Annotated in this window: 19 protein-coding genes and 1 pseudogene; 3 read left to right on the top strand and 17 right to left on the bottom strand. The window is 39.0% G+C overall.

All coding sequences use genetic code 11. From position 1 onward, the window contains the following. Positions 1-139: 139 nt before the first annotated feature. From JIG40_RS00475 to JIG40_RS00390, 17 genes and pseudogenes are all read right to left on the bottom strand, one after another. Complete coding sequence (locus JIG40_RS00475; RefSeq protein ID WP_348541330.1) at positions 140-1,255, bottom strand: Wzz/FepE/Etk N-terminal domain-containing protein; 1,116 nt, start codon at positions 1,253-1,255, stop codon at positions 140-142. Between the two features lie 386 nt (positions 1,256-1,641). Further along, positions 1,642-3,579: a nucleoside-diphosphate sugar epimerase/dehydratase gene (locus JIG40_RS00470; RefSeq protein WP_199464600.1), complete on the bottom strand. Its 1,938-nt coding sequence runs from the start codon at positions 3,577-3,579 to the stop codon at positions 1,642-1,644. A 28-nt stretch (positions 3,580-3,607) separates the two neighbouring features. After that, complete coding sequence (locus tag JIG40_RS00465; RefSeq protein WP_199464599.1) at positions 3,608-4,162, bottom strand: sugar transferase; 555 nt, start codon at positions 4,160-4,162, stop codon at positions 3,608-3,610. Further along, the gene (locus tag JIG40_RS00460) at positions 4,159-5,115 is read right to left on the bottom strand and encodes an SDR family oxidoreductase (RefSeq protein ID WP_199464598.1); all 957 of its coding nucleotides are present in this window, start codon (positions 5,113-5,115) and stop codon (positions 4,159-4,161) included. Before JIG40_RS00460 ends, JIG40_RS00465 begins: the two co-directional genes overlap by 4 nt. Continuing rightward, positions 5,090-6,124: a lipopolysaccharide biosynthesis protein gene (locus tag JIG40_RS00455; RefSeq protein ID WP_199464597.1), complete on the bottom strand. Its 1,035-nt coding sequence runs from the start codon at positions 6,122-6,124 to the stop codon at positions 5,090-5,092. Before JIG40_RS00455 ends, JIG40_RS00460 begins: the two co-directional genes overlap by 26 nt. Before the next feature lie 24 nt (positions 6,125-6,148). Further along, on the bottom strand, positions 6,149-7,285 hold the full coding sequence (locus JIG40_RS00450; RefSeq protein ID WP_199464596.1) for an NAD-dependent epimerase/dehydratase family protein: 1,137 nt from the start codon (positions 7,283-7,285) through the stop codon (positions 6,149-6,151). Positions 7,286-7,295: 10 nt separating this feature from the next. After that, on the bottom strand, positions 7,296-7,865 hold the full coding sequence (locus JIG40_RS00445; RefSeq protein WP_199464595.1) for an acyltransferase: 570 nt from the start codon (positions 7,863-7,865) through the stop codon (positions 7,296-7,298). An 8-nt stretch (positions 7,866-7,873) separates the two neighbouring features. After that, entirely contained in the window at positions 7,874-8,665 is a 792-nt protein-coding gene (locus JIG40_RS00440) for a glycosyltransferase family A protein (RefSeq protein WP_199464594.1), read from the bottom strand. Continuing rightward, positions 8,666-9,745 carry a glycosyltransferase family 4 protein gene (locus JIG40_RS00435; protein WP_199464593.1) on the bottom strand — a complete coding sequence of 360 codons (1,080 nt, stop codon included), beginning with the start codon at positions 9,743-9,745 and terminating at the stop codon, positions 8,666-8,668. A 20-nt stretch (positions 9,746-9,765) separates the two neighbouring features. Further along, positions 9,766-10,773: an EpsG family protein gene (locus JIG40_RS00430; RefSeq protein ID WP_199464592.1), complete on the bottom strand. Its 1,008-nt coding sequence runs from the start codon at positions 10,771-10,773 to the stop codon at positions 9,766-9,768. Further along, the gene (locus JIG40_RS00425) at positions 10,758-11,687 is read right to left on the bottom strand and encodes a glycosyltransferase family 2 protein (RefSeq protein ID WP_076025060.1); all 930 of its coding nucleotides are present in this window, start codon (positions 11,685-11,687) and stop codon (positions 10,758-10,760) included. The genes JIG40_RS00430 and JIG40_RS00425 overlap by 16 nt, the downstream gene beginning before the upstream one ends. 1,207 nt (positions 11,688-12,894) lie before the next feature. Then, a complete protein-coding gene (locus tag JIG40_RS00415; RefSeq protein WP_199464590.1) occupies positions 12,895-13,989 on the bottom strand; it encodes a glycosyltransferase family 4 protein in 1,095 nt (364 codons plus the stop codon). Between the two features lie 23 nt (positions 13,990-14,012). Continuing rightward, a complete protein-coding gene (gene rfbC, locus JIG40_RS00410; RefSeq protein WP_199464589.1) occupies positions 14,013-14,558 on the bottom strand; it encodes a dTDP-4-dehydrorhamnose 3,5-epimerase in 546 nt (181 codons plus the stop codon). Then, positions 14,558-15,448 (bottom strand): dTDP-4-dehydrorhamnose reductase, encoded by an 891-nt coding sequence (rfbD, locus tag JIG40_RS00405; RefSeq protein WP_199464588.1) that lies wholly within the window; start codon positions 15,446-15,448, stop codon positions 14,558-14,560. The genes rfbC and rfbD overlap by 1 nt, the downstream gene beginning before the upstream one ends. Continuing rightward, positions 15,445-16,323 (bottom strand): glucose-1-phosphate thymidylyltransferase RfbA, encoded by an 879-nt coding sequence (gene rfbA, locus JIG40_RS00400; protein ID WP_199464587.1) that lies wholly within the window; start codon positions 16,321-16,323, stop codon positions 15,445-15,447. Before rfbA ends, rfbD begins: the two co-directional genes overlap by 4 nt. 23 nt (positions 16,324-16,346) lie before the next feature. Beyond that, a complete protein-coding gene (gene rffG, locus JIG40_RS00395; RefSeq protein ID WP_199464586.1) occupies positions 16,347-17,411 on the bottom strand; it encodes a dTDP-glucose 4,6-dehydratase in 1,065 nt (354 codons plus the stop codon). Between the two features lie 47 nt (positions 17,412-17,458). Then, positions 17,459-18,540 (bottom strand): annotated as a pseudogene (locus JIG40_RS00390) (Wzz/FepE/Etk N-terminal domain-containing protein). Between the two features lie 217 nt (positions 18,541-18,757). Between JIG40_RS00390 and rfaD the strand changes: the two are divergent. From rfaD to lpxM, 3 genes are all read left to right on the top strand, one after another. Next, positions 18,758-19,699 carry an ADP-glyceromanno-heptose 6-epimerase gene (rfaD, locus tag JIG40_RS00385; protein WP_199464585.1) on the top strand — a complete coding sequence of 314 codons (942 nt, stop codon included), beginning with the start codon at positions 18,758-18,760 and terminating at the stop codon, positions 19,697-19,699. 30 nt (positions 19,700-19,729) lie between these two features. Beyond that, positions 19,730-20,896, top strand: a complete 1,167-nt coding sequence (locus JIG40_RS00380) for a nucleotide sugar dehydrogenase (protein ID WP_100268395.1) — start codon at positions 19,730-19,732, stop codon at positions 20,894-20,896. A 219-nt stretch (positions 20,897-21,115) separates the two neighbouring features. Then, positions 21,116-22,099 carry a lauroyl-Kdo(2)-lipid IV(A) myristoyltransferase gene (gene lpxM / locus JIG40_RS00375; protein ID WP_100268396.1) on the top strand — a complete coding sequence of 328 codons (984 nt, stop codon included), beginning with the start codon at positions 21,116-21,118 and terminating at the stop codon, positions 22,097-22,099. Positions 22,100-22,102: the final 3 nt, after the last annotated feature.

Raw genomic sequence — 22,102 nt, 5'->3', positions numbered from 1 at the left:
CCCATGTCTTTAAAAGTAAACACATTTAGGAGTAAGACACAGAAAATGAAGAAGGAAAAGCGCTGAGGAGAATAGATGAGAAATAGCACCAAGTTTACATATGAAAAGAGCAGAGACTTTCAATCTCTGCTCTTTCGAATCAGCTTTCTTTTCTGAAGGCAAATCTAATCAATACTATCGCTATACCAAACATTCCACCAAGTAGTGTACCCAAGACAACAATCAAAGCGCGTTTCGGCTTATCACGAGAAATAGGCTGTTCAACATTCTCCAAAAAGCGGAACGTTTGGAACTTAACATTGCGATCAATATGTAGATTATTCAACATATCCAGCTTAGCGTCGATTTGTTGCAAACGCGGTTCAATTACGCTTAGGTTCTTAATGGATTCCAGCACCTTCACTTTTTCTGATAGCGCCTTGGTACCCATATCTATTGAGAAAATTTCAGAACCATTGTTACTCTGGATTGGTGTCGTCACATCTGCCGCTTTGGCAATATCTAACGCATACTTTGCTCTTTCGGCTTCTACTTCAAGGCGGTTCTTCGCTTGTGACTCTAGGATTTTCTTTTGTTGCACTAGCTCATTGCGTTTTGAGGCAACAATAGCTTGCAAGTTGTTTAGCGCACCTTCTCGCTCTTTCTGGCTGATGTCATCAAGGTATTCGTTAAGTAAAGAATAACTACTTTCCTTCGTAGTTGACTGAAAACTCAGATTATAAGGTGACAGCTCTGCCTTTTTATCTTCAGCTTGTGCCACTATCTTTTCGAACCAGGTCGCGTAAAGCCGACGACTCGCATCCTTTCCTTCATCAGTCTCAGAGTTCGCAACACCAATAGCGGACTTATACTGTTGAAACTCTTCGCTTGAATCTAAAAACTCTCGCTTATTATTGTTTGAGTTATAGGCGTCGACAGCTCGTCTAAATAGAATCTCCGAATCAATCAAGTCATCAAGTTCTTTACTCACAAGAACTGTCCCATCTTCTTGATAAATATCAAATACCGGTTGAAACTGTTTCACTTGTTGTCGATATGCGGCAATATCTTGTGGCTGAGGCCCAGCTATTTTGGCTGTAGATGACCACCATTGTTGTGCCGTTAAAGCGTAGGCTGCGGCTAGCATCGCGATTACACACGTAGACACAACGATGGTGAGCTTACCTGACCATAGTGCAGCGAACAGATACCTAAAATCGATTTCATCGACGGGTTGCGAAGTGTTAGGAAATTGAGAAAAGCGATGCTCAGACACAGTAAACCTTTTAGTTATTAATACATTTGCGATTAACGGGTAATTTTTATAACTCTATCACAGTAATCTAAAGTAAAGAATGGCTTGTGGAGCTCTCATGATATTTTTAGATAGTGAAACCAATATATCGGTGAAAAACTAAAACGTCATGGATGGTGTAGTTAATTTCATCATCTATGGCTTTACAGACAAAACTTACCATATAATAGTTAATTTGACTAACTGCCTAAAATCAGCCATTACACAATTAAATGCACATCAAAATTGTTAGCTATCACTTTATACTGACTACGCGCCATTTATCGACACCATCAAAAATATAGAACTCAATACATAAAGAAGATAAAACAACTCAAGCATAGGTCAAGAGATGGATATAAACATCTCTAATAAAGAACTGAAGTGGCCACTTGGTTGTCATCATGTAAACGGCACCATACAAGATCTCCAATTCCATCGGTAGGATTAAAATCTGTTGGAGCTTCGAGCAACAGTTCTCTAATACGTTCGTGATTAAATTCGTGGCACGCTTTATCTAAGTCATTCAAATGTTTTTCAAACTCTACAAGTGTCAAATAACGCTCTTTAGCCGTCATGATTCTTTCATGCGCCGTTTCTTCTACGTTATCCCCTATCAACAACTCTTCATACAACTTTTCACCCGGACGTAAACCAGTAAACTCTATAGCAATATCTCCGTAAGGATGCTGTTCATCCTTTACTTCCAATCCCGAAAGCTGAATGAGGTTCACAGCCAGATCTGTAATCCGTACGGGGTCGCCCATATCAAGCACAAAAACATCACCACCTTTACCCATTGCACCAGCTTGAATCACTAACTGAGCAGCTTCAGGAATAGTCATGAAATAACGAATAATATCAGGATGAGTAACCGTAATCGGCCCTCCGGCTTCAATTTGGCGTTTGAATAGAGGAACAACCGACCCTGACGAACCAAGCACATTGCCGAAACGCACCATACAAAAGCGTGTACCTTTGCTTTTGCTCTTTTCCTGTTCCGCTAAAGCCTGCAAACCAAGTTCAGCCATACGTTTAGTCGTGCCCATTACATTGGTTGGTCTCACTGCTTTATCTGTTGAAATCAGAACAAAAGATTCCACACCAGCCTCTATAGCTGCCTGAGCCGTGTAGTAAGTACCGAAGACGTTGTTTCTAACACCTTCAACAACATTGTATTCAACCAAAGGTACATGCTTATAAGCGGCTGCATGATAAACGGTCTGTACGTTAAAACTTTTCATAGTCACCATTAAGCGATTAATTCGCTGAACAGAACCAAGTAAAGGAATAACTTCTACTGATAGCCCCTCATCTTGGATAAGCTGATTGAGCTCTCGATCGATTTGATACAAACCAAATTCTGAAAGTTCAAATAAGACTAATGCCTTTGGCTTATACCGCACAATTTGGCGACAAAGTTCAGAACCAATAGACCCCCCTGCACCTGTAACCATGACAACTTTACTTAAAATATTAGCTTCCATCAGGCTTTGTTGAGGTGTAACAGGATCACGACCTAGCAGATCTTCTATAGCCACATCTTTCAATTGATCGATAGACGCCTTTCCCTCGACGATATCTTTCATGTCAGGCACAGTCAGTACCTCAGCAGACAACTCCATCAATGATTCGAGAATTTTCTTTCTGCGCGCTCTAGAAGCACTCGGCACTGCAAGTAACACTTGTGTAACACCATACTTCTCAACCAAGTAAGCAGCACGACTAATATCATGTACCTGCATCCCCATAATCACGGTGTTCTCAAGGGTTTTATCATTATCGATAAAACCTGCCACCTTGTAGTTTTCTGAATTACGTAAAGCAATAGCGAGTTGACGCCCAGCCGAACCCGCCCCATAAATCAGTACTACTTTGCGACCTTTGCCATTAATCCCAGAAACCAATACACGCACAATCAGACGAGATCCACCACATAACAGACACAAAAAAGTACCATAGATAATTGGGAGAGAACGAGGGACTGGCGCATTAAAGTAGAAAGCGGCGATAGCAACTGACGCAGTAGAGATTAGGGTACCTACACTCACCACCGCCAAAGCATGGAAAGTGAGGTAGCGCAGGATAGCTCGATAGAGTCCTAGCTTCGTAAAAGCCAAGATCGTAACAATAACTACAGAACCAAGCAGATAGGGAATGGTATCTGAGTGAATGATCTCAAAATTCCCAACTCTAACCCAATAGGCACTGTAAAATGAAAAAATGATAAAAAACGCATCCACCAAAACGCTGATGATGCGCTTATTTACACGCGAAAGATTCCAGATAAAGTTCAGCCTAGCCATAATAATCGCTTCACACTTTCTAATTAGTCTATTTTTTATTTACTGCATCACCAGCACCACTCCCCGTTACTGTTTTGAGGATATAACGAAAGTAGTCCTTCAATGTCAGTGTATCAATCATCTTTTTGTCGGTTTGAGCTAGAAGTCTTGGGGTAGACATATCAATATTTTGAATTTGAGCCAGTCCAGTGATCCCTGGTAAGACATCATAGACTCCCAAAGCGTCACGTTCCGCAATCAACTCTTCTTGGTTAAAAAGGTTCGGACGAGGTCCAACTAAACTCATCTCACCTTTCAAAACATTAATGAGCTGTGGCAGTTCATCAAGCTTGGTTTTACGCAAAAAAGCGCCGAGCTTAGTAATTGAGCTCGCTCTCGCCAGATGAGAAGCCACTGATTGAGTATTGATTGACATCGTACGAAACTTAACCAACTTAAACGGTTTTTTGTTACGCCCGACGCGCTCTTGAATAAAAATTGGAGAGCCTGTATCAAACAAGCCAATAATGGTGACGATTAGCAACACAGGCCATAAGAGCAGTAAGCCCAAAAAGGCTGCAAAAAAATCTAATAGACGAATCATGCTTTACCACTGTTTTTCTTTGAATGTAAAAAGGCTTCAGCGGTTTGCTTAAAGCCATCACGTAGAGACTGGGGTGGCTTCCACCCTAATGTCTCTTTCGTATGAGAAATGTCAACCTGCAATGACCCAGTTAATCTATCCACGACCGCTGACTTGTTGAAGAGTTTCCCCGCTAACTTGTAGCACCAAACGGGGACTGGGAGCTGCCAAGTGGGTTTATTTAAAGCAATGGCCATTTCACGCACCATTTCAGAAGTCGAAATATCATGATCGTCAGAGACTAAGAAAACTTGATTTACTGCTTTAGGGTGGTCGATACAAGTAATAATGAGATCGACCAGATTATCTGTAGAAACCAAACTGCGCTTGTTTTGGGTGATACAACCAAATGGCAGTGGAATACCTTTTGAAACTAAGCTCATCAGCGAGGAAAAATTGGCTTTTACGCCAGGTCCATAGACTAATGGAGGACGAATAATTACTAAATCTAGCCCCGCTTCAGAAGCAATTTTTTTTAAGCCATTCTCAGCACGAAACTTGCTTTCCCCATACAAATTTTCTGGGGTTAAGGGTGCATTTGTACCAAAAGGTTCATCAGGAGCAGTTGACTCGCCATTTACTTTTATGGAACTAATAAAAATAAAACGCTTTACACCTGCTGACGCAGATTGTTCCGCCAATCTTAAAGTTGCATCGACATTCATCTTAAACAGATCAACGCTATCATCCACCCCATTTGCATTCGACATTGCAGCAATATGGATAACAACATCTTGAGCACTTAGGACATCCCGCAAATCAAAGTCACTTAACAAATCAACGTTTACAATATTGTCAACTAACTCAATGTGGCTACGACTTAAAATTATACAATTAAAATTAGGACGCTCATTTAAATAGTCTATTAAATAACCACCTATAAAACCACTAGCACCGGTAAGTAATAGATTCATATCGACCCTCTATATCAAACACTCTCAAAACCCAGTTATGAATACTATACTTTTCATAAACATTGTCGGGCAAATCGTTGTACTCAGATGAAGTAAACTCGCTGGATACTACTGGATCACTTCGGTCGACAAAACAGATATTGCTAGTATTAAAAATATCATAGTTTCTAACATCTACATTTGTTGTTATTAACTTTCGCCTAGCTCCAATCATTTCGATGGTGCGCATTGTTAAACCAACTTGCATAGGATGCTCAACATCTATGACATATTTTGACATTGCAATTACAGATCGTATCTCAGCCTGCGATAGTGGTTTAAATGAAATACTTTTAAATGGAACACCGTTAAGTTCGGTTGTAAAAATTTTCTTTAATACAAAGAGCAAGTAGCTAGGACAGTAAAAAAATAGAAAATCTGGTTTATCATACGCCTTCAATTGCTTGGCTATATTTTTTATCAGAAAAAAACGATCGCTGTGAATAGTACCTATAAAACAAGAGTTATAATGAGGATTGTTCTCATTCGAAGAATCAAGTATATAATCATTTATATAGAATAGAGGAACAAAAGAAATGCTATTATTTTCTCTAGAATCCTTAGGATCAAATGTACAAAAACGATCTGCAACATCGATCAAGCTTTTCGCATGAGGGCGATTACGAATAGAATCCCACATATAAATAACAACTTTAATATTAGGGTTAAGAGACTTAATTCTATTTACATGGCTTTCATCAATAGTTTCTGGTATCAACAGAAATAAATAATCGTAGTTTTTATCAGATGAAAAATTAATAACACGATCATAATAACTCTTAACGAAAAATGAGATAAGAAAGCTAATTTTCAATCTGAGAAGGATTTTTCCGATCGAGGAATTTAAAGGTCTTTCATTAAAAAAATCAACGTGCGCCCCCTGACTTATGAGTTCACTGCGTATTTTATCTTGGTATCCAAAAAAAATAGGGCTTATAAATAGAATCTTTTTACCATACAGTTCAGTCATACATTTAACCCAGCAAGAAAACTATCATTTATATAAACCTTTCTCTTTCATTTCAGCAATAGAACTGTCATATAAATCAGACTTAACTTCCTGCTGATTTACCCAAGAAGTAAATTTCTTTATCCCTGCATCAAAACTAATTTTTGGCTCAAAACCAAGCTTGGAATTAATCAACGTCAAATCAGCAAAATTATGACGTATATCTCCAAGCCTGAAATTACCACCAATAAATATATTGGAACTTGACTGATAAATATTTTTTAATGTTGTAGCAACCTTAATAACATCTGTGGAAACACCGGAGCCAACATTGAAAACTTGAAAGTTTGCCTCTTCTTTAAATATAGATAAAACAATAGAGTCAACAACATCGTCAATGTAAACAAAGTCGCGACTTTCAAGTCCATCTTCAAATATATTTATATCATTATTATTTTTTATTCTAGTTGAAAAAATTGACAAAATACCAGTGTAAGGATTTGATAAAGATTGGCCAGCGCCATAAACATTTTGAAATCTTAACGATACCGTTGGTACACCAATGCTCTTGCCTGTTATCATAAACATCTGTTCTTGTACTTGCTTGGTAACGCCATAAATTGAAGAAGGATGAATTTTACTATTCTCGTCTGTAGCTAGTAACTCAACGTCATTTGAACAAATAGGACACTTAACATTAAAATCCCCAAGCTTCATATCTTGTTCATTTCGTGCAGTAGGGTAGACGACACCATGCTGCTGACAGAGGTACTTTCCCTCCCCATAAATTGAACGCGAAGAAGCAATTATTATCTTAGTAAGACTATGTGGAGTATTTGTCACTAAATCTAAGAAAATTGAACTACCACCAATATTAACATCTGAATACTTTTTTATCTGGTACATAGATTGACCAGTACCTGTCTCTGCCGCCAAATGAACAACCGTATCAACATCGACTAAAGCAGACTCCCAATCAGCTCGAGATTCAACAGTCCCATGAATAAACTTAACTTTGCCTTTGATCGATCTATACAGTGGGGAAGCTTCAGGATTTTCACCATGAATTTGGGGTGATAAATTGTCTAAAACCGTGACTGCATGCCCTAGTTCAATCAATCTCAGTGCTAAATTAGAGCCAATAAAACCAGCACCACCTGTAATCAATATATTTTTACTCATTCATACATACCTAAATAAAATTACCAAAAGCGTCAGTTCTTTTCCAAAGTGAATCATTTGGATCATAACGCTTAATTATTTTTGCGGGAGCCCCTGCAATGACGCAATAGGATGGAAAGCATCCTCTAACTACGCTGTTCGAACCAACTATTACATGGTCACCCAATGTAGTTCCAGCTTGAATAGCAACGCCCATACCTATAAAGCAGTTTTTACCTATTTGCGTATGAGAAATTTTATTATTCTGCTCTAGGATAGGAGTGCCAATTTGTTCATATTCATGATCGATGTTTGTCACAAAAACACGAGCTGATATAACTGTACCGCTCCCAATAACCAACCGTGATGCAGAGGTTATATGAAAGGATTGGCCGATTGCAACATTATCCTCAATTATTATCTCCCCATCCCCATGTACTTCAATTCTAGAATTTGGAAATATTCGCACACGCTTACCTATTGACACTTTATTCAATCCCATAAAAAAAATAGGGAAAGAAAAATAAGTAGGGAACTGAATCTTTTTTAAAAAAAATGCCAAGAACAGAGCACTTAGCATCCATTTTATTTTAAATAGCATAAGTAATTTCACCGTAACTTTACGATAGTTATACGTCTAATGTGTTTGAAATAATAAAATAACTTAAATATTAAAGATGTAAGTTTCGATAATTTTTTATTTTTATACAGCTTATCTATAATGTATGTATTTCCTCGATACATTGCGGATAGATTACCAGAAAGCCCAGACTCTCCAAAATTGTTCTTTCCACCACCAGTCATTACTAATGACTCTGGCATGTAGTAAAAGTCACCAACCTCACATAACCTGACCCACAAGTCACCATCCTCAGCATGAGACATTTTTTCATCATATCCACCAACTTTACATAATAATTCCCGCTTTACAATTGCCGTAGATGTCTGAGGGAACATTTTTATAAGCAACTCAAATACAGTTGCCTTATGCAAATAATTTATTTTCCTTCCTAGAAGATATAATTTTTCATCGTTGCGCGCGCTACCAAGGAAATCGATATTAAACTTAGAATTGAAGATTACATCAAACTGCTTATTTAATTTGTTTGGCAACCAAATATCATCTGAATCCAAGAATGCTATCCAATCATATTTACAAGAATGGATACCTATATTTCTAGCACTTGACACACCACCATTACATTTAAATATGTACTTTATATCTTGTTCTTTGTGTACTTTAATAAAATCTAATATCAACTCTTCTGAATTATCGGTCGAACCATCATTAACAATGACTATTTCTTTTTTAAAATTAAACGATTCCTGATTAACTATAGATAGCAAACATTGAATAATTGAGGATGAAGAATTATACACAGGAACCACTATTGATATCATTTACAATATTTCCTTCCATTTGTTGCCTACTTGATGAGAATTCCAGTTTTTAGCTTTATGAAAACCTAAATGAGACATTTTTTCTCGTAGAGTGTAATTGCTCATTAGTTTGGATAAGGAACTCTCATATTCAATAACATTATCATCACTAACTAATATGCCATCGACATTGTTTTCAATAATATCTCTCGGACCAGAAGGACAATCAAAAGATATAACAGGCAATCCGAAAGACAATGCTTCAAGAAGGACCATGCCAAATCCTTCGCTACTTGAAGTAAGCGCAAAAATTGAAGCAGATGTATACAAATTCCTGACATCCTCTTGAGGCGGTATCACTTTCACACGGTCTAAAATATTTAACCCATTTATCTTATTATTTATTTCTTGCTCCAGCTCGCCGGTGCCTACTAGTATCAAAGTCCAATCCCTTAATGAACTGTTCTTTTTTAATATGTTACTCCATATTTCTAATAGCAACAACTGCCTTTTATCAGAAGTAAACCTTCCTATATTGATGACATTCTTTTGCGATATGTCAGTGATTTTATAGTCAAGCTTAGGCCTTAAGTGTGGTACATAAGCAGCTGGATATCCATTAGTATAATAGTATTCAAAGTCAAGCCGAGTAGGTATCGAGTAACAATGAGATAGCTTATATCCTACTTTTAGTAGTCGATATATAAAGTTATAATTAAGCCTAGAGCCATGCTCAGATGCAATAATCTTATTCCTACACTTGAATGTAAAGTAGGCTTCCCAAAAAGAAAGTGGATTAGTAACATAAATATAATCGAATTCCGTTTTAGTTAAATACATTTTCAGAGAATTTACGGATAAGATAAAACTTGATAGCAAACTCTGAATTCTGTTGAATCGACTATTCATATCTAGTTTTCTGTATGTACCTATCGTATTAATTGTTATAGCGCTATCTATATAGTAGAAAGACTCACACTTATCTTTTACAAGAAGAGTTACTTTATTGTCCTTACACAGTTCATTCGCGAGAGTGGCTACAACCCTCTCTATTCCTCCTGCGGGACACATGCTATTAACATAAAATATAATGTGTTTCATAAGATCCGTATTAAAATAATCTAGAATATTAAAGTATGATTTCTCTCATGTATAGAAACGATAAAGCTTATACAAGGCAAAACATATAAAACAATCAAGCAAGCAAAGAATGTAAATGCTTTTATAATTCTCATCAACAAGTAATTACCTAAAGCAAGTGGAACCATATATATAAATACTGGTACAAAGAATGCTTCTGAGAAAAAAAAGTACCACTTCAATCTATATGCAATATCACCAATTTGAGAAAATAAAATGCTTATTATGCAACCATACCAATACAATATACACATTGATTTAATAAATTTACTTGCATTGCAATAAAAGTACACAAGTATTGATATGAGTAGTATTAACAGTTGCTTATATGAAAGTATTGACGCTTCTGTGTATGATGAGTAAATCAGCAACCTTTCTAATATGAATGCTGGAGCGTTAGAGAAATAAAATATATATTCTTGAATAGGAAGCGAAAATTTTAATAATGTTGCGATAAGAACAATTGAGTAAAAAGTGAATACGAGCTTCTTTTTGTACTCTATGTTCACCATGAAAAGCATAGGAAGAACTATTAAGGCAGACACATGGAAAAGAGAAGCCCCCAGTAAGATAGGAATTGACAGACTTTTCCTCTCAACGAACATAAATGCAAGCATGACTAATGAAATTGCAAGACCCTGCCTAATTGCAATTGAGTCAAATTGAACAAATATTGTGAACAAATATATTAACAAAGAGCTTAAATAATAGGGTGACTTTTTATAGAAAACAACAGCTTTTATACCTATTGACAGAAATGCAATTATAAAAATCAAGAATTCAAAAGGAATATTCAACTTATAAAATAGCTTGTTCAAGTACAAATAAAACGGCTCTACTGAAACAGCCTCTGTTTGAGATTTTAGATATATATCTAGATAGTTTGCATAATCTGGATCCCCTCCAGTTCTCAGACCTGCTGCCAAAATTAGAATTAGTGACAAAGAGAAAAGAAAGTATAAATATAGGACAACTATTCTACTCTGCATCCACGCTTCCTTTTAAATTCAATGTATACTTCATTCTCGATATCCATAAGCGACTTCCAAAACCGCGAACGATTTACATCCCCCCTAATATGAAACAACAATATGCGACTTCTAGCAGTTAAATTGAAAAGGATATGATGGAATTGTATTTTTAAATGCGTAGAATGTTTTCCTAAATATATATACTTACTTGTTAAGCTTCTTTTCAGCGTTATAGATTTAACACTTTCTGATGCTCCCTCTAAGTGAATGATTTTAGCTTCTGGAACTGAAGCAACATAATAACCTGCTTTAATCATTCTATAAAATAAGTCCGTTTCCTCATAATATAAGAAAAAATCCTCATCAAACCCGCGAATATATTTAAAAACATTTCTCCTGATCATTGCATCAGCTCCAGACAGAGAACCTTTAAATTTCATTGGTTTATTGCGGTAGTTAAAATTAGCGTTAAGAAAATTGAATATCGATGAGAAGTTCAGAAAAAGCTGGTCTATTTCCAAAAGTATCGAAGGAAATAATCTAGAGTATGACGTGGCTGGTTTTTTATTTTCATTGTATAAATTTCCACCTGCAGCAACAACATCGCTATTTTTATCTAAATAATCAGAAAGGACCTTAATCGCATTATTTAGTAAAATTGTATCTGTATTTAATAAAAAAACATATTCACCATTTGCGTATTTTACGCCAATATTGTTCGCGGCACCAAATCCTGCATTAAAAGTGTTCTTTATAATTTTAACTTGGCTATAATTTTCTTCGACTTTTTTTACTGTATCATCTTTAGAGTTGTTATCCACCAATATAATTTCAAATTCTAGATTTTTCGTTTCTTTGTATATTGAGGAGATTGTATTTAACGTCAACTTACAGGTATTATAGCTAACTAAAATAACGCTTACTTTAACCATACTTCTTTTCTTCTTAAATAAAACACGCACACATATACAACTCCCAATAATTCGGCTACGGCTAGGCTAAACAAAACTCCATTGTAGTTGTAGTTAGTAGCAACCCAATACAAAGATATTAAGTAGAAGGAAGCGACAATGACATTAGCACTAAATGTTACCTTTTCATAATGAAGAGGAATGCTATGCTGTGTATCTAGATATACACTTAGTGCGCTAATAATATATAACAATATGCATATGGTGATTGATTCCTTTGATATGTCAAAATTTTCTCCGACAAATAGCTGCAGCCCGTACTGCCCTAAAATAAATAAGAGCACTGACGAGGAAATCATTACTGAAATATATTTTACACTCAAGGACTTGTGATAATTTTTGATATTATCTTTGTTTAAATATACAAGACTCGCTTTTGGTAGATAAAAACGACAGATAGTATTTGGGACAATAGAGAGCATACCTGTAATCTGCTTAAGTATGTTTAAGTATGCCAAACTTGAGCTATTCAGTAGCACACCTACTATTAGTTGATCAACATACTGGTAAGAAACACCAATACTTGCACTTGAGAGAAAATACCTTGCTTGTGATATTGTGGCCTTTATTTTTCTTAATGAAAATTTAATCCTTACACCATAGCATTTTCTAACATAATAATATGCCAGCAAATTATTTGAAATATAACTAATCGAAAGCATGTATGCGTATAATAGGTCATCCTGATCATCGGTAACAAATACATAAACACTGATTAATAACACACTTTTAATGAGCAATGTTCTGTAGAACAATTTCTTGTAATCCTGCTCTGAAAAAAGTATCCAATCAGAATTAATGAACAAAAAACATGTGCTAATTATAAACGCATCTATATAATTATTATCCAAATCAAAAGTAAACTTGAAAAAAAAACTCAAAATGGCATAAAGAAATGCTGATATGACTGTGAAAAAAATTTGCAAACTATATATAGCATCAACACTTTCAAGCTTGTTTTTCTGGTATTCCCTTATTGAAAATGATATCAATGAGTTAAAAAATAGTGCAATTAGGACCTGATAGATTAAATTTGAATAAACTATGCTCCCATAGGTTTGGGGAGTTATAGCTCTAAAAACAAAAGGAAGTGTAGCTACTGGGAAGACTGCATTTGCAATGTTATACAGGAACGAATAATTTAAATTTCTGTTAATTATCAATTATCTTAACCCAGTGATTTAGAAATGAATCCAGAATATTTATTAATATTAAAAATATCACGCGCGTATTTGAGTCTATCTATATAGCCAGAGGAAATATATGACTCATCAATATGGCCAAGAATACCTACTAACTCATCTTGCTTATATATTTTCCCATATTTACCACGGTCTGTAACTTCATTAGAACCGCCAACTTCAGTTGTTATTATATAACAACCAAAATATGCAGCTTCAACTAAAGCAAGAGAGAAGCCTTCCCAGCGAGAGGAAAGAAGAAATATTTTAGATGTTGCATAAAGATCCATCAACTCATCTCTGCTTTTATTTCCTAAGAACCTAACAACCTTAGAATGTCGTTTGTTATTCCTATAAAATGAATCTATTTTTTTATTAAATGAATCGTCTATTGGACCAATAAAATCAACGAACCAACCTTTGAGACTTTCAATTTTAGAAAGAGCATCTAAGATCAACTCATGGTTCTTTGGGTACGCTCCAATCCTACCTACAACAATTATTCGATTAGATCGTTCTAAGTAAGGCAACGGTTCGGCTTTGACAGTTGAGTCTAATATCGAATTAGGGATATGGTAAAATATATCTTTCTTAAACACCCTATTATCTTTTAGTTTCTTGAAAGTATCCCATGTTTCCACGGATACAAAATTTGCCAAATTGAGCCCCTTTAGACGGAAATAGTCAAAAATCCGCTTGGACTTACTCCTTTTCAAAAGAATATCACATCCAATATGGGATATATCTAGCTTTAGATAGACTTTAACCCCAATTAGTTTAGCCAAGTAACAGAATAGAGCAGACTGAATTGAGTCATGATATATATTTAACACACTGACATTGTTTTTTGATATATCTTGGAATAATTTAAGATAATAAAACAGTCTAGTCTTGGCTTTTATTGGATGCAATATAACATCTTGCAATTCAATTTTTTCTTTTTCTTTTTCTTTGTCCCAATAAAATATTATTGATTTGTCATAATTATCAAGACTTGAGAACGAGCAAGGTATCATGCCTACATCTTTTGTTAAGTGCACACTCTCAAAGTTGTTAAAAACGGTGGCAAATTTCTTTTTCATATTCAATAGATCCAGAATGTAGCCTATAGCATATTTGCAAACTTAAGCGTAACACCTTGTTGATCTTTCTTTGATAACTCAGGAGAAGACTGTATGGGCCATTCTATCGATAAACTTTTATCATTCCATAGAATAGAGTGTTCTGCATTTGGATTGTAATAATCCGTGCATTTATACACAAATTCCGCCTCATCACTGGTCACATAAAAGCCATGCGCAAAACCCTCAGGCACCCAAAGCTGACGTTTGTTTTCCGAAGACAGATACACACCCACCCACTTCCCAAAAGTCGGAGAGTCTTTACGAATATCTACCGCGACATCAAACACTTCACCAGAAACCACACGCACTAATTTGCCTTGCGTGTTTTCCGTTTGGTAATGCAAACCTCGTAAAATCCCTTTTTTAGATTTTGAATGATTGTCTTGCACAAACTGGGTTGGCTTACCCGTCACCAACTCTTCAAAACGCTTTTGGTTCCACGTTTCCATGAAGAATCCGCGTTCATCACCAAACACTGTTGGCTCAATGATTTTGACATCAGGAATGTCTGTCTCTATCACTTTCATTATTCTTTACTCTTATAGTCAATGAGATGGTTCAATGCGGCCTGCCAATCGCTGGCAACTACACCGAAGTGTTGATGGATTTTCTGGGTGTCTAACCGAGAGTTAGCCGGTCTCTTCGCCGGGGTTGGGTACTCTTGCGTAGTGATTGCATTGACTTGCAAGGATTTATTCAATATCCCTTGGTCACGGGCTTTATCAAAAATGGTGCAAGCAAACTCATGCCAACTGACATGCGGTAATCCAGAAAAATGATACACACCAAAAGCGGTAGATTTCCCCTCCACAATCGCTTTCGCCATCGTCAGTACCGCGTTGGCAATATCTCCCGCATACGTCGGGCCACCACACTGGTCTGCTACCACGCCTATGGCATCGCGTGTTTGTGCTAAACGCAGCATGGTTTTCACAAAGTTATTGCCATGCTCACCAAACACCCAAGCCGTGCGCAAGATAATGTGCCGAGGGCAGGCTTGAGCGACCGCGATTTCTCCCGCTAATTTGCTTTCGCCATACACGCCCTGAGGTGCGGTAGGGTCAGTTTCGAGATATGGATTCGGTTTATCACCAGAAAAAACATAGTCTGTCGAAATGTGCAGTATCGCCGCACCAACCTTCTGTGCCGCTTGGGCTAGGTAGTGAGGGCCATCTCGGTTAATCGCGTAAGAGAGCTCAATCTCTTGCTCTGCACGGTCAACGGCGGTATGCGCCGCCGCATTGATGATGATGTTAGGCTTGAATTCGTTCACCACCGCATCCACTTGAGCGGGATGGGTGATATCCAGTTGGTCGCGGTCTACCGCTAAAAACTCAACCTCTTTCATGGTACTGAGCTGCTGGACTAAGCAGTGCCCCACTTGACCACGGCTGCCCGTCACTAGAACACGCATCATCCGTGGCGCTCCTCTTTGACTAATCTTTCCAAATACTGACCATAGTCATTTTTAAGCATCGGCTTTGCGCACTCAAGAAGCTGCCCAGAGGTGAGCCAACCATTACGCCAGGCAATCTCTTCCAAACACGCTATCTTCAACCCTTGAATGTGCTGCACCGTTTCTACAAAGGAGGAAGCTTCATGCAAGCTTTCATGGGTACCCGTATCTAGCCAAGCAAAACCACGGCCTAGTAGCTCGACATTGAGCGAGCCATCATTCAGATACATCTCATTAAGAGTGGTGATTTCTAATTCACCTCGCGCTGACGGCTTCACTTGTTTGGAAAGCTCTACCACTCGGTTGTCATAGAAATACAGTCCAGTGACCGCATAGTTTGACTTAGGTTTGGAGGGTTTTTCTTCAATGGAGATAGCACGCATCTGCTCATCAAACTCCACCACACCGAAACGCTCGGGGTCTTTGACTTGGTAACCAAATACGGTTGCACCGTGCTCACGCGATGCCGCATGGCGCAAAGTTTTACTGAACGATTGCCCATAGAAAATGTTATCGCCAAGCACAAGACAAACCGAGTCGTTACCAATGAACTCTTCACCAATTAAGAAGGCTTGTGCCAAACCATCGGGACTCGGTTGAATAGCATATTGGAGATGAATGCCAAAATCACGGCCATCGCCCAATAAGCGTTTAAAACTTTCGTTATCTTCAGGTGTGGTAATAATCAAAACGTCACGAATTCCCGCCAACATTAGTGTCGAAAGCGGATAGTAAATCATCGGTTTGTCGTAAATAGGGAGCAGCTGCTTTGATACGCCGCGGGTAATGGGATAGAGACGAGTGCCTGAGCCACCCGCTAAAATAATGCCTTTCATGCTATTGCCAACTTCATTGATTGTTATTGCCCGGTACCTAAACGCTCACGACTGTATGAGCCGTCCAACACTCGGCTCCACCATTCACGGTGATGTAAATACCACTCTACGGTTTTGCGAATACCGGATTCAAAGGTCTCTTCTGGCTTCCAGCCCAGCTCTCGCTCGATTTTCGACGCATCAATCGCATAGCGAACATCATGCCCTGGGCGGTCTTTGACGTAAGTAATGAGGTCGGCGTAATGGGCAACACCCGCGGGCTTATTCGGTACCAACTCTTCAAGTAATGCACAGAGTGTGTTTACGACTTCAATATTGGCTTTTTCATTGTGCCCACCAATGTTGTAGGTTTCCCCTACCTGACCTTCGGTCACCACTTTATACAGTGCTCGTGCGTGGTCTTCGACAAACAGCCAATCACGAATTTGCATACCATCGCCATACACAGGCAGGGCTTTCCCTTCCAGTGCATTCAAAATCATCAGTGGAATGAGCTTTTCTGGAAAATGATACGGGCCGTAGTTGTTTGAGCAGTTGGTGACTATAGTGGGTAAGCCATAAGTACGTAGCCAAGCGCGCACCAAGTGGTCACTGGATGCCTTAGAAGCAGAATAAGGACTACTTGGTTCATAGGAGGTCGTTTCGGTAAAGAGGTCGTCCGTACCTTCTAAATCGCCATACACTTCATCGGTTGAGATGTGATGAAAACGAAACGCAGTTTTATGTTCACTCTCCAAATGGCTCCAGTAATGACGAGCCGCTTCGAGGAGGGTATAGGTGCCAATAATGTTGGTCTCAATAAAGGCCGCTGGACCATCAATAGAGCGGTCAACATGAGATTCAGCCGCTAAGTGCATAACTGTATCGGGTTGATGCTCTTCAAAGACACGGTCTAGCTCGGCACGATCACAGATATCGACTTGCTCAAAAGCATAACGTTCGCTACCAGCGACTGACGCTAAAGATTCTAAATTGCCTGCATAAGTCAATTTATCTAAGTTCACGACACTATCTTGAGTGTTCTGGATGATATGACGAACAACAGCAGAGCCAATAAAGCCTGCGCCACCGGTGACGAGAATTTTCATTTTCATTTCCTAAATAACAAAGATCTGAGATTTCTAGGATTATTGTTCTAAGCTCTTTTTTCTTCACTTCTAAACGCAAACCTTACTAACACCATCGCTACACCCAACATTCCTCCAAGCAAAGCACCGAGCACAACAATCAAAGCGCGCTTGGGTTTATCTCTCGTTAGTGGCTGCTCTGGTTGATCTAAATAGTAAAAGCCGTTGACCGACCACTTAGCCTCTGCACTCAACGTTTCTAAATCAAATTGGCTCAGCTTACTTTGTAAAATGGCCAGTCTTGGCTCAAACACACTCAAATCTTTGATTGATTTTAAGGCACCCACTTTAGCGTTCAATGCGCGGCTACCAATGTTAATCGCGAAAATCTCTTGTTCACCTAAATTTGGTACTGGCTGTTTAATATCAGCCGCCTCAGCAATGTTTAATGCATATTGAGTGCGCTCTAATTCAACCTGTAAACGTAATTGTGCTTGTTGAAGTAAGTTCTTTTCTTGCTGTGTCAGCTCACCATATTTGGCTGCCAAGGTACTAATTAAATTATCATTGAGCTGCTGGCTTTATCTACAGATTGAAAACTTAGTGTAAATATATCGTTGGCTTTTTTATCTACTTCAGAGGCTTGAATGCGCTCAAACCAATCTTCGTATAGCTTCTGCATAACTTCCGGATCATTGTTTTGTTCCAGTATCTGCTTTTGTAGAGTTAAAAAAGTAGGGTTAGTTTGCATAAAGCGGCGTTTAGTACCATTAGCATTAAACTCTTGAATAAAACGTTTAAAAATAACCTCAGGATCAATCAATAAATCTAAGGCCTCACTAACAACAATGCTGCCGTCTTCTTGGTACACGTCAAACAACGGTTGATAACGCTTTACCGCCTGCTGGTAACTAGCAATACCTTGCAATTGCGGTTGGCTAACTGTTGCTTTGGCACTCCACCATTCTTGGGTGGTTAATGCATAACCGATGGCGACCACACTGAAAAGCAATGTGGTAAGAATGATTAGCAACTTTCCTTGCCATAGGGCTACAAAAAGCTCTTTTAAATCAATTTCATCATTAGCAGGATGGGCGTAATGTGGGTATTGTGGGGGCTGAACGGGAGGGGTATTGGCTAATGAACTCACTGATTGCTCCTGCAGTATAGATGTACAATTTTTTGACACGCTACCGCCCTTAGGTCTCGCTCCTAATAGCACAATAACAGCGTATGTTTTTCGACGAAGTCTAAACTAAAAAGCCTTACAAGGCGAGCCTTCATCAAGCAGAGCTTAGATTTTGTGATTACAGTAAGAATATGGCAGGCTATAATGGCTCCACTGTTTGTATCTAAAGGAATTCTGAATGATCATCGTAACTGGTGGCGCTGGCATGATTGGCAGCAATATTGTTAAAGCTCTGAATGAGGTTGGCGTAACGGACATTTTAGTTGTTGATCATCTGAAAAATGGCCGCAAGTTTAAGAATTTAGTGGATCTTCAAATCGCTGATTACATGGATCGCGACGATTTCCTGACTCAGATCATGGCCGGAGACGACTTTGGGCCGATTGATGCCGTCTTCCATGAAGGTGCATGTTCTGCAACCACTGAATGGGACGGCAAATACATGATGCTCAATAACTATGAGTATTCAAAAGAGCTATTGCATTACTGCCTTGAACGCGAAATTCCTTTCCTTTATGCCTCGTCAGCCGCCACCTACGGCGACACTGATACCTTCGTTGAAGAACCTCAGTATGAGGGAGCTCTGAACGTTTATGGTTATTCAAAACAACAGTTTGACAATTACGTACGTCGCCTGTGGTTAGATGCTGATGAGCACGGTGAAAAACTGTCTCAAATTACTGGTTTTCGTTATTTCAATGTGTATGGCCCGCGCGAACAACACAAAGGTTCCATGGCATCCGTCGCCTTCCACCTCAACAATCAAATGAATGCAGGTGAAAATCCAAAATTGTTCGCGGGTAGTGAACATTTCAAACGAGACTTTGTCTATGTTGGTGATGTAGCAGCCGTCAACCTGTGGTTCCTGGAACAGGGTGTTTCTGGGATTTTCAACTGTGGTACGGGTAATGCGGAATCATTCAATGAAGTCGCTAGCGCCGTCATAGCTCATCATGGAAAAGGTCAGATTGAAACCATTCCGTTCCCAGAACACCTTAAAGGCGCCTATCAGGAATATACGCAGGCAGACCTGACTAAGTTACGTTCTGCAGGTTGTGATATCGAATTTAAGTCTGTCGCCGAAGGCGTGGCTGAATACCTATCGATCATCAATAAATGAATCTAGTTTGAAGCTCTAAGAGAGAACACTATGAAAATAGCAGTAGCAGGTACAGGATATGTCGGCCTGTCCAATGCGTTACTTCTGGCCCAACACAACGAGGTGGTTGCTCTGGATATCATCCAAGAAAAAATTGAGATGCTCAACCGTCATCAGTCTCCGATTGTTGACGAAGAGATCACGCAATTTCTGACGGAAAAGTCTCTCAACTTCATGGCGACAACCGATAAAGAACAGGCGTATAAAAACGCAAAGTTTGTGATTATTGCCACACCGACCGATTACGATCCGAATACCAACTACTTCAACACATCATCCGTTGAAGCCGTTATCCGCGACGTAATGGACATCAACCCTGATGCGGTGATGGTGATTAAATCCACAATTCCTGTCGGCTACACCGAAAAACTAAAACAGGATCTCAACTGTTCCAACATTATATTCTCGCCTGAATTCCTGCGAGAAGGTAAAGCGTTGTACGACAACTTGTACCCCTCACGCATTATTGTGGGAGAAAAGAGTGAGCGCGCCGAAACGTTTGCAAACCTATTGAAAGAAGGCGCAATCAAACAAGACATTCCCGTTTTATTTACCAACTCAACCGAAGCAGAAGCGGTAAAACTGTTCTCAAATACTTATTTGGCGATGCGCGTAGCGTACTTCAACGAATTGGATTCTTACGCAGAAGTTCATGGCCTCGATAGCCGCCAAATCATCGAAGGCGTTAGTCTTGACCCACGAATCGGCAATCACTACAACAACCCCTCCTTTGGCTACGGCGGTTACTGCCTGCCAAAAGATACCAAGCAACTTCTCGCTAACTACCACGATGTGCCAAACAACATTATTGGCGCTATCGTGGATGCGAACCGCACTCGTAAAGATTTCATTGCAGACTCTATTATTCAGCGTCAGCCAAAGGTGGTGGGTATCTATCGCCTAATTATGAAGGCAGGTTCCGACAACTTCCGAGCCTCTTCTATACAAGGCATCATGAAACGCATCAAGGCGAAAGGTATCGAAGTGATTGTGTACGAACCTGTACTCAAAGAAGCTCATTTCTTCCACTCCCGCGTGGTCAATGATTTGGAAGCATTCAAACAAGAGGCAGACATCATTGTCTCAAACCGTTTAGCAGAAGAGCTCAAAGATGTGGAAGCCAAAGTATATACCCGTGACCTTTTTGGCAGTGATTAAAACCTCAAACACACAATAACTTGCTAGATTCGGCAGATTGGACGGCTACCTTAAGGTGGCCGTTTTTTATTCATCAACAGCAAAGCTCTATTTACACAGTAGTGTAGAAAAAATAGCCTCATGTTGAACTTACCCCTACATTGCTTACTGTTTCCCGCACAGTTAACTGCTATACTCGGTCACAATTTTACTCGAAAAACAATCGAATCTGATCCACTTATGTCGTCATCAAACTTTTCATCATCACCACGCAATGACCATGATGATTACGCCTATAATCCGCAGTTCAGTTGGCACTTTCTTCATCCTCGTTATTGGGGTACCTGGCTGGCGGTGATTTTCGCCTGTCTGCTGAGTTTTCTTCCAATTTTTTTGAAAAGAGCACTCGCCCAAAGTCTCGCCAAGCTGGCTGTGAAAGTAAAAAGTAAGGCGAACACTCGAGCACGGGTCAACTTGCAAATGTGTTTCCCGGAAAAATCCGTTGATGAGCGAGAAAAGATTCTGCAAGAGATGTACATCACCTCTGTGATGTTCTTAATTGGATTTGCGTCCACATCACTGCGCAGTAAAGCATGGCTGGAACACAATACAACCATGCGTGGCTTTGAGCATGTAGAACATGTATTGGATCGGGGTGAAAACGTTATTCTTCTCGTACCACATACTTGGGCTATCGATATTCCTGCTATTTTACTTGCCTCACGAGGTCACCCGGTTTCTGCAATGGCGAAAAGTCAGAAAAATAAGGTCTCGGACTGGTTAATGCATAAACAACGTGTTCAATATGGTGGCCGAGTTTACGATCGCAGCGTCGGTATCAAACCCTTTATCAAATCTGTGCGCAAAGATGGCTATTTGGGGTACTACTTACCTGATGAAGACTTAGGTCGAGAGCACAGTGTCTTTGTCGATTTTTTTGCTACGCAGAAAGCAACCATAGCGGGTTTAGGTCGCCTTTCTACATTGAGTAAATCGAAAATCGTACCGCTATTTGCCATGTTTAACAGCGAAACCGGACAATATGAATTGGATTTCTACCCTGAACTTCCATTCCCAACTGGCGATGAGCATCAGGATGCACGAATGATGAACGTCTGCATTGAAAACTACGTTTCTAAACGACCAGAGCAGTATATGTGGATTCTTCGACTGCTAAAAACGCGCCCAGATTCAGACATCAACCCTTATCAACTAAAGCTGTAAATG

The organism is Vibrio sp. bablab_jr001, from assembly GCF_016464285.1.
GTDB classification, from domain to species: Bacteria; Pseudomonadota; Gammaproteobacteria; order Enterobacterales; family Vibrionaceae; genus Vibrio; species Vibrio fluvialis.
Note: the sequence above shows the minus strand (reverse complement) of the source record. Positions and strands in the feature narration are given on the sequence as shown.

Excerpts from the sequence above, each read along its gene's own strand:
- JIG40_RS00440 (WP_199464594.1), bottom strand. The coding sequence starts at position 8,665 with ATGATATCAATAGTGGTTCCTGTGTATAATTCTTCATCCTCAATTATT.
- JIG40_RS00465 (WP_199464599.1), bottom strand. The coding sequence starts at position 4,162 with ATGATTCGTCTATTAGATTTTTTTGCAGCCTTTTTGGGCTTACTGCTC.
- rffG (WP_199464586.1), bottom strand. The coding sequence starts at position 17,411 with ATGAAAATTCTCGTCACCGGTGGCGCAGGCTTTATTGGCTCTGCTGTT.
- rfbA (WP_199464587.1), bottom strand. The coding sequence starts at position 16,323 with ATGAAAGGCATTATTTTAGCGGGTGGCTCAGGCACTCGTCTCTATCCC.
- rfaD (WP_199464585.1), top strand. The coding sequence starts at position 18,758 with ATGATCATCGTAACTGGTGGCGCTGGCATGATTGGCAGCAATATTGTT.
- JIG40_RS00450 (WP_199464596.1), bottom strand. The coding sequence starts at position 7,285 with ATGAGTAAAAATATATTGATTACAGGTGGTGCTGGTTTTATTGGCTCT.
- rfbC (WP_199464589.1), bottom strand. The coding sequence starts at position 14,558 with ATGAAAGTGATAGAGACAGACATTCCTGATGTCAAAATCATTGAGCCA.
- rfbD (WP_199464588.1), bottom strand. The coding sequence starts at position 15,448 with ATGATGCGTGTTCTAGTGACGGGCAGCCGTGGTCAAGTGGGGCACTGC.
- JIG40_RS00445 (WP_199464595.1), bottom strand. The coding sequence starts at position 7,865 with ATGCTATTTAAAATAAAATGGATGCTAAGTGCTCTGTTCTTGGCATTT.
- JIG40_RS00430 (WP_199464592.1), bottom strand. The coding sequence starts at position 10,773 with ATGCAGAGTAGAATAGTTGTCCTATATTTATACTTTCTTTTCTCTTTG.
- JIG40_RS00380 (WP_100268395.1), top strand. The coding sequence starts at position 19,730 with ATGAAAATAGCAGTAGCAGGTACAGGATATGTCGGCCTGTCCAATGCG.
- JIG40_RS00415 (WP_199464590.1), bottom strand. The coding sequence starts at position 13,989 with ATGAAAAAGAAATTTGCCACCGTTTTTAACAACTTTGAGAGTGTGCAC.
- JIG40_RS00435 (WP_199464593.1), bottom strand. The coding sequence starts at position 9,745 with ATGAAACACATTATATTTTATGTTAATAGCATGTGTCCCGCAGGAGGA.
- JIG40_RS00460 (WP_199464598.1), bottom strand. The coding sequence starts at position 5,115 with ATGAATCTATTACTTACCGGTGCTAGTGGTTTTATAGGTGGTTATTTA.
- JIG40_RS00425 (WP_076025060.1), bottom strand. The coding sequence starts at position 11,687 with ATGGTTAAAGTAAGCGTTATTTTAGTTAGCTATAATACCTGTAAGTTG.
- JIG40_RS00455 (WP_199464597.1), bottom strand. The coding sequence starts at position 6,124 with ATGACTGAACTGTATGGTAAAAAGATTCTATTTATAAGCCCTATTTTT.
- lpxM (WP_100268396.1), top strand. The coding sequence starts at position 21,116 with ATGTCGTCATCAAACTTTTCATCATCACCACGCAATGACCATGATGAT.
- JIG40_RS00470 (WP_199464600.1), bottom strand. The coding sequence starts at position 3,579 with ATGGCTAGGCTGAACTTTATCTGGAATCTTTCGCGTGTAAATAAGCGC.